Genomic DNA, 14,411 nt, shown 5'->3' with positions numbered 1-14,411 from the left:
CCGTGGCCATTGGCCACGGCGGGATGGAGAGTTTTATGGGAGCTCGTTTTCCGGGGGTGCGCTGCTACGCAGCAACCCCCGGCTACCATCTAAAATCCCTACCGGGATGAAGAAAGACAGAAGCCGGAAGAAAAATTGCATTCGCTATCGGAATGCCAATAACAAACATTTAGCAGTCCAGCGTTAGCCTGGGCTGACACCAACGACCTGGGTCAGGTGAAGCTTTCACCCGAGAACTTTGCGGGCATTCAAACAGCAGGATCAACCGGACAGTGACTACGAGGAATGCTGCTCAATCAACCGTTTGCAACGGTAGGATTCTCGTCCGCATCGGGACCATCCAAAACTGCGAACACCTCCGCCAAGCTGATCTTCAGCCCGGGCAGAACGTCGCCACCATCGAGTGATTCCGTTTCGCCAAGTACCGAGGACTGCGTCGCCGTGGTGAAGATGGCAACGGACCTTCGAATGGGATCCACCGTCCAAACCAACCGGACGCCAGCGTGAAAATATTCGCGACGTTTGCGAGCCATTTCCGCCCGAGTGTTCCCCGGACTGAGAACCTCCACCACCAAATCAGGAACAATTCGGGGAAACGCTTCCTCTGGCAATCGCCCGCCCGGCAGCCGGTCCCAGGACAAAAAAGCCACGTCGGGACCGCGAATCAGATCTGGAAAGAGGGTCACAAAACCATCCGGCCCCGAGACGATGCCCAGCTTGTGTTGCCTCGCAAATGCACTCAAGAATTCGATCAACACAGCCGCCAGCAGTGATTCTTTGAACCCCATCTGCTTCTCCACCAATTGGCCATCGACGAGTTCGCACATCACACCCTGAGCATGAAGGATGGCAAGATCCTCCGCTGCGGCGGGCCTGGAGGCTTCAACCACCCGCAATCGATCGGACGAAATGCCTCCCAGGTCCGTCAGCGTGTCAGCGACACTGAGAGGCAAAGCCGCATTGGCGGTAGCGTTGGGAAGACCGGGAATTTGCATGGTCACATTCTAACTCAAATCAGATGACCGACTCAAACCAAAGCTCTCTGCTTCTAAGCTGGTCGGCAGGGATGACCGGGCATCATCATGTGAGCCGTTTGGGCGTTAGCCCCGGTTGGACGTGGGAGCAACGACGCTTACCGAAACAGTCCAAATGCCGAAAGACTCCTGCCGACCTGCTTAGTGGAGGTATTCGACGAGAGCGAACTAAGGCTCAACTTGTTCACCACCGTCCCGAGTGATCAAAGCCTTCAGTTTTTCTTCGTCCACCGGATCCATCGTTCTCACGGCACCATCGGCCATCAGATACCGAAGCACGGCATCATCAGCAAACTCTGGCAACTCACTGAGATCTTGCGGCTTCGTCCAAGGAACTGACGATTTCGTTTCCAAAATCAGCAACGTGTTGGCAAGTCCATCCCGGATGTCTTTGAACTTGACTCCATCGTCGATGCCCAATGCACTGGCACCATTGGCGATGCCTTGATAGTTGGCCTGCCCGACGGGTTGATCCTCCGGTGCATCCGGACGGCGATAGATGGAAGGCATCTTAGGTAGCAACTTCAAGTTCGCGTCACTGTCCCACGGTTCGTCAAACCGATACTGCTCGAATAGCTCCTGTTGCTCAATGAAAGGTAGAATCGCCACTCGCCAAGAAAACGGCTTCAACTCGGATTGGTCGTTGATTCCAATCGCTCCCTCTCTCGCCATCGATGCCGAGGCAGGAAACTTTCGATAAGCCGACGCAAAGTTGTGAAAGGCAATCCCCATCTGCTTCAATTGATTGGTGGACTGGACATCGCGTTCAGCTGCCTGAATCTTGCCAACCGCTTTGACAACAGCTTCCATCCCCATCGTCTTTGCATTCATGAGTAGAGTCACGGCAGGAAGGACAACTCCCGGGGAATAAGAACCGCTCTCCTGCGAATCTTGCCTCGCCAGCATCGATCTGAACCGGCGAGACAAAGAGACAACTTCATCGGCGTCAGTTGGAAAATCCCCCAGTCGCTCAACGATGAAGAATCCCTTGCCCGCATCAAGCCCCAGAACATTCGAATTTGCCGAAACTGAGCGTTTGGACTCGAACTCCAATCGATCACCGATAAGAAAACGGTAAACCAACAGCTGCGGAGCAGACTTCTTCGTGATCAGGTTCGTAAAAAGAACTTCTCTCAAATCGCCATCGCCCGAAGTCATCGCGGCAATATGCCCCGCCGCTCGAATGGACTGATCATCAGCTATGTAAAAGTCCCGACCATCAAAGGCAAGCAGCGTGGCATCTGATCGACCAGAGAGTCGCCAAACACCCTGAAGTCGCTCAAGATCTGATTTGGTTTGGATTCCTCGATCTTGTTTTGAAAGCGGCGTGACCAATCCACTGCTCAACGCAGCCATCAAGAAGCGGATTTCTTCCTGGGTAAAACGACCCGTGATAGCAATGTCGCGTCCAACTTCCGCCATGATCGTCGGTGCCATTCGGATCTTCCCGTTGACGATGATCGCCAACTTTCGTCGCATGTTGCTGGCCGTGAGTTTACGAAGTGCCTGCCCCGCCGAATTACTCAAGCGAAGATCGATGTGCGAAGTGCCCTTTGCTTTCGCCATGTCGATCTCTTCGCGAAGCTTGTCTTGATCGATTGCCAGCGAACCAACCTCGCGGACCAAATGCAATGTTTTCCCGTTCATGTGCAGCGGCGAAGAAAGGTCCGCATCCGGATCGGCCGCATACCATCGAAACCCATCTCGCGTGGCGGCAAAGTCCTGAGGAAGACCTTCGTATTTCGAACCGTACTCCCGCATTTCTTCTTCGGTTGCCAAGATCGCGAATTTTAGAAACGCTTCTTCACGCTGTTCTTCGAATCCGGCAACGGCGGGCAACGCGATGTTTTCAGATGGTAGGTCGCGCGCCACTTCGGGAACGATGCTAACTTCGCTTCCATCAGGTGCATTCACGGTCACGATCGAACCGTCGGGCATTTTGATGCGGATCAATAAGCCACTCATCAATCCAATGAACAGCCCCAAGAAACCTGCGGCGATCGCCGCGGTGAGGGACACCGTTCGTCGTCGCCAACTTTGTGTTTTGGGAAAAACCTTGGTTTCTGGATGGCTGGCGGGTGCACGCTCGGGTGAGGCTGTTTCGGCACGAGCGATCAAACCAGCCAGATTCGCGTCGCTCACAAATAGCTTCAGCTTTTCAGCGACCTGCATCGGCGTTTGTGGTCGCGATGTTGGGTCTTTGCCCAACATCGATGCAACAAACTTGTTCAACCCAGCGGGTGCATCGGGCAAGAAATCTCTGAGCACCGGTGGTGGCGAGGAAACATGAGCGGTCATCTTGGCAAACGCGGTCGCGCATTGCGGTCCAGCAAACGGGGCCTGCCCCGTCAGCAATTTGAACAACGTGCAACCAAGCGAATAAATGTCGGCGCGAACGTCGACGCCACGACTGTCCGTGACCTGCTCGGGGGCAATGTAATCCGCTGTCCCCATCGCTTGTCCGGTGCCGGTCAAGCCTGATGTTTCGTGACGAGGCTCCTGCAAACGAGCCAATCCCAGATCCAACAACTTCACCTCGCCAGAATGACTCAACATGATGTTGGACGGTTTGACGTCGCGGTGAACGAAACCTTGGTCGCTGGTGTATTGCAGTGCGACGGCCACTTGGCGAATCAGATCACAAGCGTCCGCAACGCCGATCGGCCCGGTTCGCGAAACCAACTGAGCCAAATCCATTCCGTCAATGAATTCGGTTATTAAAACCGCTGTGCCATCGATTTCACGTGCGTCATGGGCCGTGACGATCCCAGGGTGACTGAGCTGTCCCACGGCCCGCATCTCAGCCTCAAATCGCTCTTTCATTTTGGCATCTGCGAGACGATGCCCGGCCAAGACCTTGAGCGCGACCAGGCGGCCTAGTTTGGTATGACGAGCCAAATAGACATTGCCCATCCCGCCGCGGCCCAGCGGGCGAACGATCTCATATTCACCAATCGAGACCGGAAAACCCGGCATTTCCGAGACGGCGGGTGATTGCTGACCAATTCCGATCACACCCAAAGCAGCGATCACGGCCACGTCGCATTGTGGCTCGAGAATCCATTCCGAAGCGTCGTCAGGCGATCGAATGGCTTGGATCAATGAGTCCTCGCCATCGCCGATCGTTTCCAATTCGGATTGGCAAACTTCACAATCACGAAGGTGATCTAGCATCGAGTCGCTGTCTTCTTCGGCCAATCGGCCCAGCGTCAAATCCTTCAATCGTTCGATCGACGGGCATTCAGTTGCGGTCATCATGGGTGTCCTCCGGGATAGTTAAGGTAACGCACCAGGATGAACGCAGGCATCTGACACCATTTGCTGATAAAATCTTTTTCATGAGCCACGCGTCGCCCTCGAACGAACATCCCACCCTGTCATCGATGCTGATTTCCGGCGTCAAACAGATGGATGCCGAAAGCTGGATCCGTTTGGTTGGCACCTTCGGGCCGATCGTCTACCGCTGGTGTCGGACCTCAGGAATCCCCGCGTCCGATGCACCCGATGTGGTGCAAGAAGTCTTTGCATCCGTGGCCCGAGGCATTGGCGACTTCCAAAGAAAGAAACGCGAAGGCAGCTTTCGTTCTTGGTTGGCCACGATCACACGCAATCGCGTTCGTGATCACTTTCGAAAGCTCAACAAACTCGCTGAGGCTGATGGACGAGCGATCGGGGGCAGCGAAGCGCTCGATCAATTGCATCAAATCGGTGAGCAAGAAATTGCCGACACGCTGGATTCCACCATTTGCCCCGCGTCAATCGAAAGCCCACTGATCCGACAGGTCATGGCATCGGTCGAATCTGAATTTGAAACCATGACCTGGCAAGCGTTCTGGGCCACCACCGTCGATCAGCAACCTGCATCAACGGTCGCAGACAAGTTAGGCCTTTCCGTGGCCAGCGTTTACCAAGCGAAGTCGCGCGTGCTTCGCCGACTTCGCAAACGAATGGCGGAACTGCCGGAATAGACCAACGGCAAGTCATTGCCCTGAATCAGTTGGCCTCGTTGATCTTATTCAGGGTGTAGTACGCCTGAGGGTGCAAGAGCGGGTTGCCGTCTTGGTTGCGGACACCATTGGAATGAAGCTCGTGAACATGACCGAGTTGCAATCCGTCGATCACCAATCGCACGTGCATTCCGTCCTCCGAAACAGTTGCAGATGTGATCGTGGGTTGGGTCGGATCCACCTCTGGACTGCCGTACTGCGAACGGTACTCATACGTGTAAGTCTCGATCTCATAACCCGCCAAATCGGTCGCCGTTGCCGCATCAACAGGCTGAGTGAATTCCAGGTCGAAACCATCTGCCGTTGACTTCATGTGCTTGATTTCAAACGGATTTTCTCCAGTCCAATCCAATCGTTCGACCGCGAATGGTCGCGGCCCGGTTGATCCCCAACCACGGTTGGTTCCGCCAACAAACATCGATCCGTTGGGAGCCATTTCCATCCCGACATTGCCTGAGGCAAACCCTCGTCGAAAAGGAAAACAAACGCCCTGCCAGACGCCATCGACTTCTTCCAGGTCGACTCGCATGACCGTGCTTTGCGACTGATCGCTGACGAACAATTGTTTTTCGAACGGTCCAAATTTGCCGCCTGACTGATCGCAAACGATGCCCGACGCACTCTTTCCCATCTTGTCGTAGGGAAACATGACCACTGTTGGTATTAGTTCTGGGATTTTGGCCGCTTCGGTCAAAATGCGACTGCCGCTTTCAGGTTCTTGAGGACGCTTGCCCATGTTCGGTGCATCGTCATACCAATCCCAACCGCCGGGATGGCCCATGAACTTGCCTTCTCGCAGCACTTTCAGACCACATGTTCCGTTCCAAGGGCCTTGGTTGTCGGTGTAGAAAACATTGCCGTTCGAATCCGTCCCCATCCCACCGGGCGAGCGCACGCCGCTGGAATACGGAATGGTTTGGCCGTCCGAAGTGACCTTCATCGCCCAACCCCGAAACGGAACCTTGCTGCTGAACGACCCGGTCAGACACAACGTGATCAGCATGTCACCGTTGGCATCGAGTTTTGATCCAAACGCGTACTCGTGGTAGTCACCCGACACGCCCCATCCATCCGCATGCGTCTGAAAAACGTCCGCCGCACCATCGCCATCGGTGTCCTTCAAACGTGTGATTTCAGGACGCTGCGTCGCGATCAACCAACCGTCTTGTTCGGTCAAGCTGAGTGGTTCATGCAGCCCGCGAGCAAACACACTGAACTGATCCGCGGTCACTTTTTCAGCGAGTGGATTCTCGATCATGAAGATGTCGCCACGGCGTGAACACACCGCCAATCGACCGTCTTCCATCCATTCAAAGCCACACGCTTCGATGACCTCGCCCTCCGGAGTTTCGAAGGTCGTGATCGTGTAGTAATCGCTTTCCTTCGGTTGATCCGCCTGAGTCGCTGAGACAAAGCTCAACAGCAAAACCAAGCTGGCCAAAAATCGAATTCGCATGAAGTTCATCGTTCAGGTAATCAATTAAAAGTTCGGTGGCAAAAGTGTCAATTCAAAGCAACGCGTCGGAGATTCATCACCAAGCAATTGTCTGCTGGATCGTCGATGCTTCCCCGGCCGGCAAAGCAGCACGCCAAATCGCTTTGCCATCCACCGTCACCTTCTCAAGCCGTATGCCTTGAATCTGCAAACTCGTTTGGTTGCTGACACGGAAAACTTGCGTGCCCTCCGATTCATCCACGAGTTCTATGGGCTGGTCGGTCGGTTGCCACACCCACTGCTCGCTGCCATTCGCAGCGGGAACCGAAATCGTCAACGTTCGACTCAGTCGAGGCGATGGTTTCTCACCAGCCGGCGTTTGCGATGAAATGGTGTCCTCCACTTTCAAATCACCTTGAGCAAACCCAATGGTGATGGTTTCGCCGCCACTCAATTGATACCCGCCGAAACGGAAATCACGGGCTCTCGCCGATTTCGCTGGCCAAGCCGCAGCGATGCTTGGAAGCTGCGCCAAAGTGGACTGCCCCTCCAGAATCGCGACCGCATCCCCAAGAGGTTCCTGGCGACCTTGCCCCCGACCACGCCAGTGCATCGATGCATCGAAGAAGCCATTCCTCCAAACCCGAGACAAAGTCATTTGCTCGGCATCCCAAATCAGGTTGGTTTTATTTGGGAAGGCGATTCCAATCCCACGCGCACTGACTCCGGTGAAGAAGTTGCGATAGATCCGGAGTGCCTGCTCGGTCGGTTGCAACACAATCGCGTCCTGTTTCAGCCCCACAGGTTCCTTGGCTTTGTCACCAAGCGACAGGTACTTCCAAATCGCGTCGGTTTGGTTGACCGGGTCCCCGTCTTCAATCGTGGTGATCGCGGACTTGCCATCCACAAAACTGTTCGGCATCCGAGTGCCGGGTCGGTACAAAGTCGGGTTCTGCAAGTAACGTTGGAACCATTCATATCGAAGTCGTTTGGGCATCGTCAAAAGATCAATGGCTCCCAATCCACCCCCCGTGTCTCCACCGAAACTATGACACTTGATGCACGCCAATCCGTCGTTGCCACAAAGCTCGCGACCGTTGGAAACGACCGTGGATTCGTTGGCGGTGGTGTCCGCTTCTTCGACCGTCGGATTCATGTCCAAACGACCAACTGCGGCATGCCAGTCTCGCAGCGGTTCGTACGCAAACGCCGGCATCCGCGTGCCCATGTAACTGCGAATGTTGGCGCCGTGATTCAACACATCGGTGATCGTTTGAGGAGTCAGTTTGTCGCCAACACCCGTTAATTGCGGAGGCAAACGGCCCTCCAGTCCCATCTCGGGAACCGTCGAAACAAACGACTCGTCGCGTGACAACTCGGGTCCGCCGACACCATCGCGTTGGTGACAGGCGTAGCAATTCAACCCCAGCATCGTCATGTGAACACGACGCGCATCGGTCCCCTTGGGACGTTGTCCAGAACGCCGCCGCTTGAGCGCCGACTCAATGGCGGAAGTCTGAGACGCCCCCAACGCAAAGTCGACCGCTGGTGCCGAAACGTCATCGGACAAACAACCTTTCCCTTCGCTCGCTTGATCCAACGCGGGTGCTTGAACCGTTTGCAAAGCAGCGGCCTTGTCCGCGCCCGCCGAATGACAATTGGCACATCCGGCAGCGTAGAACTGCTGCTTTCCTTTCTCAATCAAAGACGAGTCCGCAACAAATTCGCTTGGCAACAAATCCAGTGGCTTTCCCCCCACCGTGTTGCTCAACCAAATGGCAATGTCGTCGCGAGCGAAGGAGTCACCTTCCACTTCAAGACTCAGGGAAGTTTGCCCTCCACCATCAAAGTACTCCACGCGGACGGGATACACGCCGACCTTCAACTCGTATTCAGCGGTGACCGTTTTGTGAGGATGGATCCCATCGTTCTCCAATCGATGGCCGTCAATTTCGAGCGCACTTCCGTCGTCGCTGGCCAAGTAGAACGTCAACTTGGTGTCCGAGTTCACATGCAAATCGGTTTCGTAAACGATCGCGAAATTGTTTCTTCGTTTCAGGTCATCAAACGTCAGTCCACTGACTCGATCTTCGGAGACAGGTTTCAACGAATCGAACTTTGGCAGTTGATCCCATGACCCGTGATAAACCTTCCTCGTGAACGAGTCCGCCGTTTCGCCCACGGTGACTTCGCGAGTCAGATAGGCCGCGACCGCCATGATCTCTTCGTCGGTGCCCACCATCGCTGGCATTCGCAATCCGGGACGGAGTTGATTGCAGGTTTTCAAGAACTTCGTCAAAGACGGCAATGTGTACTTGCGATGTGGTTTACCCAGCGGCACCGACATTGGGCTGGGACTGGCGGGATCGGCCGAGTGGCAGGCGACGCAGCCAACTTTTTGGTAGAGCTCTGCGCCACGATCTGCAAGTTTCGCACTGACGATTCGATCTTCGAGTGGTTGATCGTTGATGGAATGCAGGTAGCTTGCGATTTCATTCGCACGTTCCCGTCGCTCAGCCGCATCCATTGCAGGCCACGGATCGGGCATCGTCGTTCCACGCTTGGTGGTGTGGGGATCGGCGATCATTTCAACGATGGCATCGGCACGAACACGCCCAAAGACTTGCGACAAATCGGGACCGCCCTGCGAGGGCAACATCGATGTTCCTGCTGCGTGACACGCTCCGCAGGCCAAGTTGTCGATCAAGACTTCGCCGGCATCGGCCATCGACAACGCATTGGTTCCAGAGAAACGTTCAAATCCTGAAACAATTGGCCGCTTGGCTTCGCGATCCGCGTCGCGTGGCAAAACCCAAATGTTTCGGTACCGAACCGGGTTCCCGTGATCTTGCAAATAGATGGGACCAGGCTCGGGCCCCTCTTTCAATTTCGCGCCCGGAGTCACGTGCGGAACGACGACATTGTTCTGAACAATGACTCCGTTCAAACGAACGGTCATCCGAGCATCAGTGACTTTCTTCCCTGCGTCATCGAATCTCGCCGCCGTGAAATCGACATCGTATGTCTGCCACTGCATTGGCGGATAGCAAACGTTGACCGCGGGAGCACTGACGGTGTAAATCGCACCGCATTCGTTATCGAGTCCTTCCAATCCAAACGAATCCAACACCTGAGTTTCGTAGCGGCCTTGGTGATAGATGCCACTGTTGCCACGCTGTTGGCCCGTTGCCTTGGGCATGAACGGCGTCCGAAACTCCAAGTGCAACGTGTAGTCTTGGAATTTCGGCTTGCTCGTTGTCCCCTGCATCAACCAACCTTCAGGACTGAGCCGTCCATTTTCCCAATTTGCTTCCGCCGCATCTTTGGTTCCATCGAACAGGACAGTCGCTTTCGCCGGTGCGGACCGACCCATCGTGCTGCTGACACGCTCGACCCGTCGCAGATTCATGGAATCCACCAGCCCCAACAAAACGTCTTCGTCCGCTTCAATTTTTCGCGGCGAAGGCTTGGCACCGGCCCCGGGCAGGCCACCTTCATAGATCACGACGTCGAACTCGCCGTCCCCGATCGCAATGACCTGGACCCCAAGCTCGTTGGCGACATATTCACCTTGCAATTCAAGGTCCGGATCACCGGCTGCCGGCTCTTGGGCGGAAACTGATCCAAATCCAATCGCACATCCAAAAACCAGAATCAATCCGGCCAGAGGTCTCAGAACTGGCAGACGCATTCGCATAGGGAAAGTCTTCAAAGTTAGAATCATCGAGAAGTCAGTTCAGAAGGGAGTTCGTATTTCACAGAGTTTTCATCCGAGGCCGCGCTACGGAGCAACGCGAGTGCTGCGGCAACTAATTTTTCACCCGATCCAGGCTGGGTTCGGGAATTGATGACCTCGTAGCTGCCCTGGGCATACGCGGCATGCGTGGGCAGGTAGGCGGTTTCGACACAGTTGGACAACTCAATCACCAGCGTGGTTTCAAAAGGCGAATGACGCTTGATCGCCAAACCTAAATCAACAAAAACCTCTCCTGGCAGGAAGACGATGGCCAACTCATCCCCCACAGTGATGGTCGCGACCTCAACGGGCAAATGATCACCGATGCCTTTCCAGGCAATCATCGGCGAAACATTCGCTGGATCTTCGCCGTCGATCCACGAAGGATTGTGGGTCAAACGGTCCAGCTGAGCATCTCGGTTGGCGGCAACGAGATCCTCAAACGCCACCTTTTCGCCCCCACGGGCAATCGGGATCAACTCTCTCGCACGATCAATCTGCTGTTCAGTCAACGTTTGCAGCGGCAACGGCACCACCGCGTGACGATATTTTAATCGCGATTTCGGATTGGGCGATGTTTTGATTGAGCTCTCCAACATCGAACGAGCCTGGTTCACCAAGGTCTCACCCAAAGAATACCCAATGAATTCGCAGGAATTGCGTTCTTGGCGGGATGGATCGGCGTGATTGATGTCACCGCACGTGCCAGCACCAAAGATCGAAAGCACATCGTCACCAAACTTTTCAGCCACCGCTCGCTGCATGAAAGCCGGGTAGTCCGCACTCCAACGCGTCCCGCCGACGGTGTCCAAATGCAACGCGTAGCTGCTGCAAATCGTGAACGGTCGATTGGTTTCGGAATCGACCACCGCGATCACGCCCAACTGGTCATCGATCGGACCAGCGGAACGAATTCGCTCTGGGTTGGACTCACGTTGCCACGTCAGAATGCTGCCGTCTTTCATGACCGAGCGTCGATTGAATGAAACCGGCACCGATTGAATCGCGTTGCCCGCCAAGACTTTGGCCGAACGCTTGCTCGAGATGGCGTCACCGATCGCTCCCACAATTCCGTTGACCAGCTTTTCTGCGTAGGGAGACTCCTCTTTCAGTTCACCACGAAGATGACGAACCAGGTGTGCTCGATAATCCGGAGCGGTGTGCGAATGTGTCGCTGAAACAAGGTGATTTTTGGCCGGGATCCCGTGCAACGATTCGGATCTCCGCGCCACTTCTTCGAACAAATCGCGGGTGATGCCGACCAAATCACAGACCACCCAGACCACCACCGTGTCGCCTTGTTCAAAAACCATCGCTTTCGCAAACAGCGGGTCACGTGTTTCCGTGGCCAGTCGCTCATGAAAATAGCCTGACATCGGGAATCCAATCGGCGGCGTGATCTCTCGCTGAGCACTGCCAACCAACAAATCCGACTCCGAAGCGGCTTCGAGCGTGGCATGGTTGGGCGTCGCTTCCTGCCCGCCAACCATCGAAGCACTGACAAGGACCCCAATGACCAAGCAAAACGACAGATGCCAATCAAGCCAAATCGAACGTCCGGAAACAGCCAAGTATCTGGCCATGGTTCTTCCTGTGATGGAGGCGGGATTTTGAGGTGGGGGCCAAGTTCAGCCGGAGGGGTGGGGTTCGTGAACCCTGAGTCATTGTAGATACTCCCGATCTCCCCCATCGCTTCCTGACACCCGTGACTCACACAAAATTCAATGCTTTCATCGCTCACCCCCGACCAAATTGCACTGTTGGCTGTGGGCGCCACCGGCATTGGATTCTCCAAATCCGGGTTCCCTGGCATCAGCATGTTGCATGTGGTCCTCTTCGCCTTTGTCTTTGGCGCGTTGGAATCCACTGGTGTGCTACTGCCGATGCTGGTCGTCGGGGACCTCTGTGCCATTGGCTTTTTCGGCCGAAAAGCGGATTGGTCCCATGTCCGACGATTGCTTCCGCCAACGTTGGTCGGAATCATGATTGGTTGGGCGATGATGGACCGCCTCGATCCCGAGCACTTCAAAACACTCGTCGGCGGCATCATTCTCGCGCTTGCCGCTGTGCAAGCCGCACGCTTGCTCCGCCCCAAGTTGTTTGAAAAATTCACCCACCAAGTCTGGTTCTCTGTGTTTCTTGGCCTGCTTGCAGGTCTAACAACGATGTTGGCCAATGCCGCTGGGCCAGTGGTTGCGCTTTATCTTCTGGCGGTCAGCTTGCCGAAATGGGAATTGATCGGCACCAGCGCCTGGCTGTTTCTGGTATTAAACATCCTGAAGCTTCCGTTGAGCTACAACCTGGGTCTCATCACACCCGATACATTGTTGGTGGGCGCCGCGCTGGCTCCCATGATCCCACTCGGAATCTTGTCGGGAAAATGGTTGGTCACCCGAGTTTCTCAAACTTGGTTCAACGCGATCCTTCTCGGATTCACCGCAATTGCAGCAATGCGATTGATGGCCTGGTTCTGAACCCAACGTTTCCAAGCCTCGTGCCTCCGGACACCGCTGCGTTATGTCGACGGAAACAAGCTCCTCCAACGACTCCCAACCGGCCAAACTGGACGTCGAAATCCTCCGCGTCGACTACACACACGAACCGCACCGGAAATCACTGCTTCGTTTGCTATCTGAATACGCCAATGACCCGGCAATCGGGAGCCCAGGCCTGAGCAAACGGGCCCAACAACGCGTTGCCACCGAATTGGCACAACGGCCCAACGCGGTTTCTATCTTCGCGATGATCAACCATCCGAACAATCGAGCCGAGGCCATTGGACTGGCAAACTGCTTTGAAGTCTTTTCGACCTTCGCAGCGGCCCCCGTCCTGAACGTGCACGATGTGATGGTCAGCGCTCCCCATCGCGGAAAAGGCATCGGATCCATTCTGATGCAAGCGATCACGGATCTCGCAAACGAACGAAATTGCTGCAAAGTCACCCTCGAAGTTTATCGCGGAAACCAACCAGCTCGATCTCTCTACTCCAAGAACGGATTCGCAGGGACAGAGATGGACTCCGAACTGGGGGAGACACTTTTTCTCTCCAAGCGCCTTGCCGGAGACGAATAACAGCCTGTTGAACTGCCAACCATCCACCCCCCAAGGCAAATCCAATGCAAACTGAACAAAATAGCAGCACGAACACCTGGGCGATGGCCCTTCATTTCTCACAATTCGCCGGGTACGTCATCCCGTTCGCTGGCTTCTTGGCGCCAATCGTGATCTGGCAGCTGAAAAAAGATGACATGCCGGAGCTCGATCCCCACGGGCGGAACATCGCCAACTGGTTGATCACCGAATTCATTGCCAGCATCGTGTTCGCAATTCTCGCAGTGATCGGCATTGGGCTGCTGGGATTCCTCATCCTTGCCGTTTTGAGTGTGGTTTTCCCAATCATCGGTGGGATCAAAGCCAGCCAAGGGGAAATCTGGAAGTACCCGTTGACCTATCGATTCGTCTGAACCAACCGACTGAGAACTTCTGCGTCCTCTTTCACACTGGAAAACCCCTCGTCCACATGCGCTGAATCACGCGGAGTTCCAGAACTCACGGGGCGGGGATGAAAAAGTAGACGATCTCACAGCCCGTTAGGCAGGGAAGCAGGAGTCATTCCGCACTTGAACGGTTTTGGCGAATGCCAATGTTCCCACGTACAACCCCGGCGAACGTTGGCCTGCTGAATGTGAGCGATTGACCGCCCGACAGCGGATGCACTTTTCCTCCCCAATCCCACCTGCAAAACAGAAAGTCTTGCCTCTCCACAGCAGAGGCCGTGCGGTTTTGAAGTGACGTGCGCGTAGCATCTCACGAACCCCGCGGTTGAAAGAGTCCGTGCAGTTTTGAAGTGCCGTGTTCATAACGTCTTGCGAACCCATCCCGCCCAGCGGGAGGGGTCGGAAAGCGAGCGTTCAGCGAGATTCCCGGGAGAGGGCAGGTTCCAGGGAACAAAAAGCTCCTTTGAACCGCGTTTGAGATTCTGTGCGCGCACGAAAAAACCCTTCCTGGCAGGCGACACGCCAGGAAGGGTCTTCGTAGACCAAAAGGTGATAGAGTCTCGCCCGAAAGCGATGTTTTCTGTTGAGTGGTTGCGAGTGTCGTTTCCACGGATTCAGTCTTGTCGGTCACCCGACTCGACCTATTTCTAAGAATCCTTAGAAAGGAGGTGATCCAGCCGCAGGTTCCCCTACGGCTACCTT

The 14,411-nt window shown here is 55.1% G+C and carries 9 protein-coding genes and 1 rRNA gene (1 of these 10 only partly in view); 4 read left to right on the top strand and 6 right to left on the bottom strand.

Annotated elements, in window-relative coordinates; genetic code table 11:
- Positions 1–296: 296 nt before the first annotated feature.
- Both RISK_RS24125 and RISK_RS24120 read right to left on the bottom strand, forming a co-directional pair.
- Complete coding sequence (locus tag RISK_RS24125) at positions 297–995, bottom strand: Uma2 family endonuclease (RefSeq protein ID WP_047816879.1); 699 nt, start codon at positions 993–995, stop codon at positions 297–299.
- A gap of 207 nt (positions 996–1,202) precedes the next feature.
- Complete coding sequence (locus tag RISK_RS24120) at positions 1,203–4,292, bottom strand: protein kinase domain-containing protein (RefSeq protein WP_047816878.1); 3,090 nt, start codon at positions 4,290–4,292, stop codon at positions 1,203–1,205.
- 80 nt (positions 4,293–4,372) lie between these two features.
- On the opposite strand from RISK_RS24120, the gene RISK_RS24115 reads away from it, so the two are divergent.
- On the top strand, positions 4,373–5,002 hold the full coding sequence (locus RISK_RS24115) for an RNA polymerase sigma factor (RefSeq protein ID WP_047816877.1): 630 nt from the start codon (positions 4,373–4,375) through the stop codon (positions 5,000–5,002).
- A 25-nt stretch (positions 5,003–5,027) separates the two neighbouring features.
- Here RISK_RS24115 and RISK_RS24110 read toward each other — a convergent pair whose 3' ends face one another.
- The 3 genes from RISK_RS24110 to RISK_RS24100 form a co-directional block, all read right to left on the bottom strand.
- On the bottom strand, positions 5,028–6,506 hold the full coding sequence (locus tag RISK_RS24110) for a DUF7133 domain-containing protein (protein ID WP_047816876.1): 1,479 nt from the start codon (positions 6,504–6,506) through the stop codon (positions 5,028–5,030).
- A gap of 67 nt (positions 6,507–6,573) precedes the next feature.
- Complete coding sequence (locus tag RISK_RS24105) at positions 6,574–10,173, bottom strand: family 16 glycoside hydrolase (protein ID WP_047816875.1); 3,600 nt, start codon at positions 10,171–10,173, stop codon at positions 6,574–6,576.
- A 23-nt stretch (positions 10,174–10,196) separates the two neighbouring features.
- A complete protein-coding gene (locus RISK_RS24100; RefSeq protein ID WP_047816874.1) occupies positions 10,197–11,795 on the bottom strand; it encodes a neutral/alkaline non-lysosomal ceramidase N-terminal domain-containing protein in 1,599 nt (532 codons plus the stop codon).
- Positions 11,796–11,936: 141 nt separating this feature from the next.
- Between RISK_RS24100 and RISK_RS24095 the strand changes: the two genes are divergently transcribed.
- Genes RISK_RS24095 through RISK_RS24085 form a run of 3 tightly spaced genes read left to right on the top strand, consistent with a single transcriptional unit; the run spans position 11,937 to position 13,676 of the window.
- Positions 11,937–12,686: a sulfite exporter TauE/SafE family protein gene (locus RISK_RS24095; protein ID WP_047816873.1), complete on the top strand. Its 750-nt coding sequence runs from the start codon at positions 11,937–11,939 to the stop codon at positions 12,684–12,686.
- Between the two features lie 43 nt (positions 12,687–12,729).
- Positions 12,730–13,284, top strand: coding sequence for a GNAT family N-acetyltransferase (locus tag RISK_RS24090; protein WP_047816872.1), 555 nt, complete (start codon positions 12,730–12,732; stop codon positions 13,282–13,284).
- Positions 13,285–13,328: 44 nt separating this feature from the next.
- A complete protein-coding gene (locus tag RISK_RS24085) occupies positions 13,329–13,676 on the top strand; it encodes a DUF4870 domain-containing protein (protein ID WP_047816871.1) in 348 nt (115 codons plus the stop codon).
- 694 nt (positions 13,677–14,370) lie between these two features.
- Here the strand turns inward: RISK_RS24085 and RISK_RS24080 are convergent.
- A 16S ribosomal RNA gene (locus tag RISK_RS24080) occupies positions 14,371–14,411 on the bottom strand; it runs 1,494 nt beyond the window's last position.

The organism is Rhodopirellula islandica (assembly GCF_001027925.1).
GTDB lineage: Bacteria > Planctomycetota > Planctomycetia > Pirellulales > Pirellulaceae > Rhodopirellula > Rhodopirellula islandica.
This window is presented reverse-complemented; position numbering and strand designations above follow the sequence as displayed.

Coding starts and splice junctions, on each gene's coding strand:
- RISK_RS24085 (WP_047816871.1), top strand. CDS start 13,329: ATGCAAACTGAACAAAATAGCAGCACGAACACCTGGGCGATGGCCCTT.
- RISK_RS24115 (WP_047816877.1), top strand. CDS start 4,373: ATGAGCCACGCGTCGCCCTCGAACGAACATCCCACCCTGTCATCGATG.
- RISK_RS24120 (WP_047816878.1), bottom strand. CDS start 4,292: ATGATGACCGCAACTGAATGCCCGTCGATCGAACGATTGAAGGATTTG.
- RISK_RS24090 (WP_047816872.1), top strand. CDS start 12,730: ATGTCGACGGAAACAAGCTCCTCCAACGACTCCCAACCGGCCAAACTG.
- RISK_RS24100 (WP_047816874.1), bottom strand. CDS start 11,795: ATGGCCAGATACTTGGCTGTTTCCGGACGTTCGATTTGGCTTGATTGG.
- RISK_RS24095 (WP_047816873.1), top strand. CDS start 11,937: ATGCTTTCATCGCTCACCCCCGACCAAATTGCACTGTTGGCTGTGGGC.
- RISK_RS24110 (WP_047816876.1), bottom strand. CDS start 6,506: ATGAACTTCATGCGAATTCGATTTTTGGCCAGCTTGGTTTTGCTGTTG.
- RISK_RS24105 (WP_047816875.1), bottom strand. CDS start 10,173: ATGCGAATGCGTCTGCCAGTTCTGAGACCTCTGGCCGGATTGATTCTG.
- RISK_RS24125 (WP_047816879.1), bottom strand. CDS start 995: ATGCAAATTCCCGGTCTTCCCAACGCTACCGCCAATGCGGCTTTGCCT.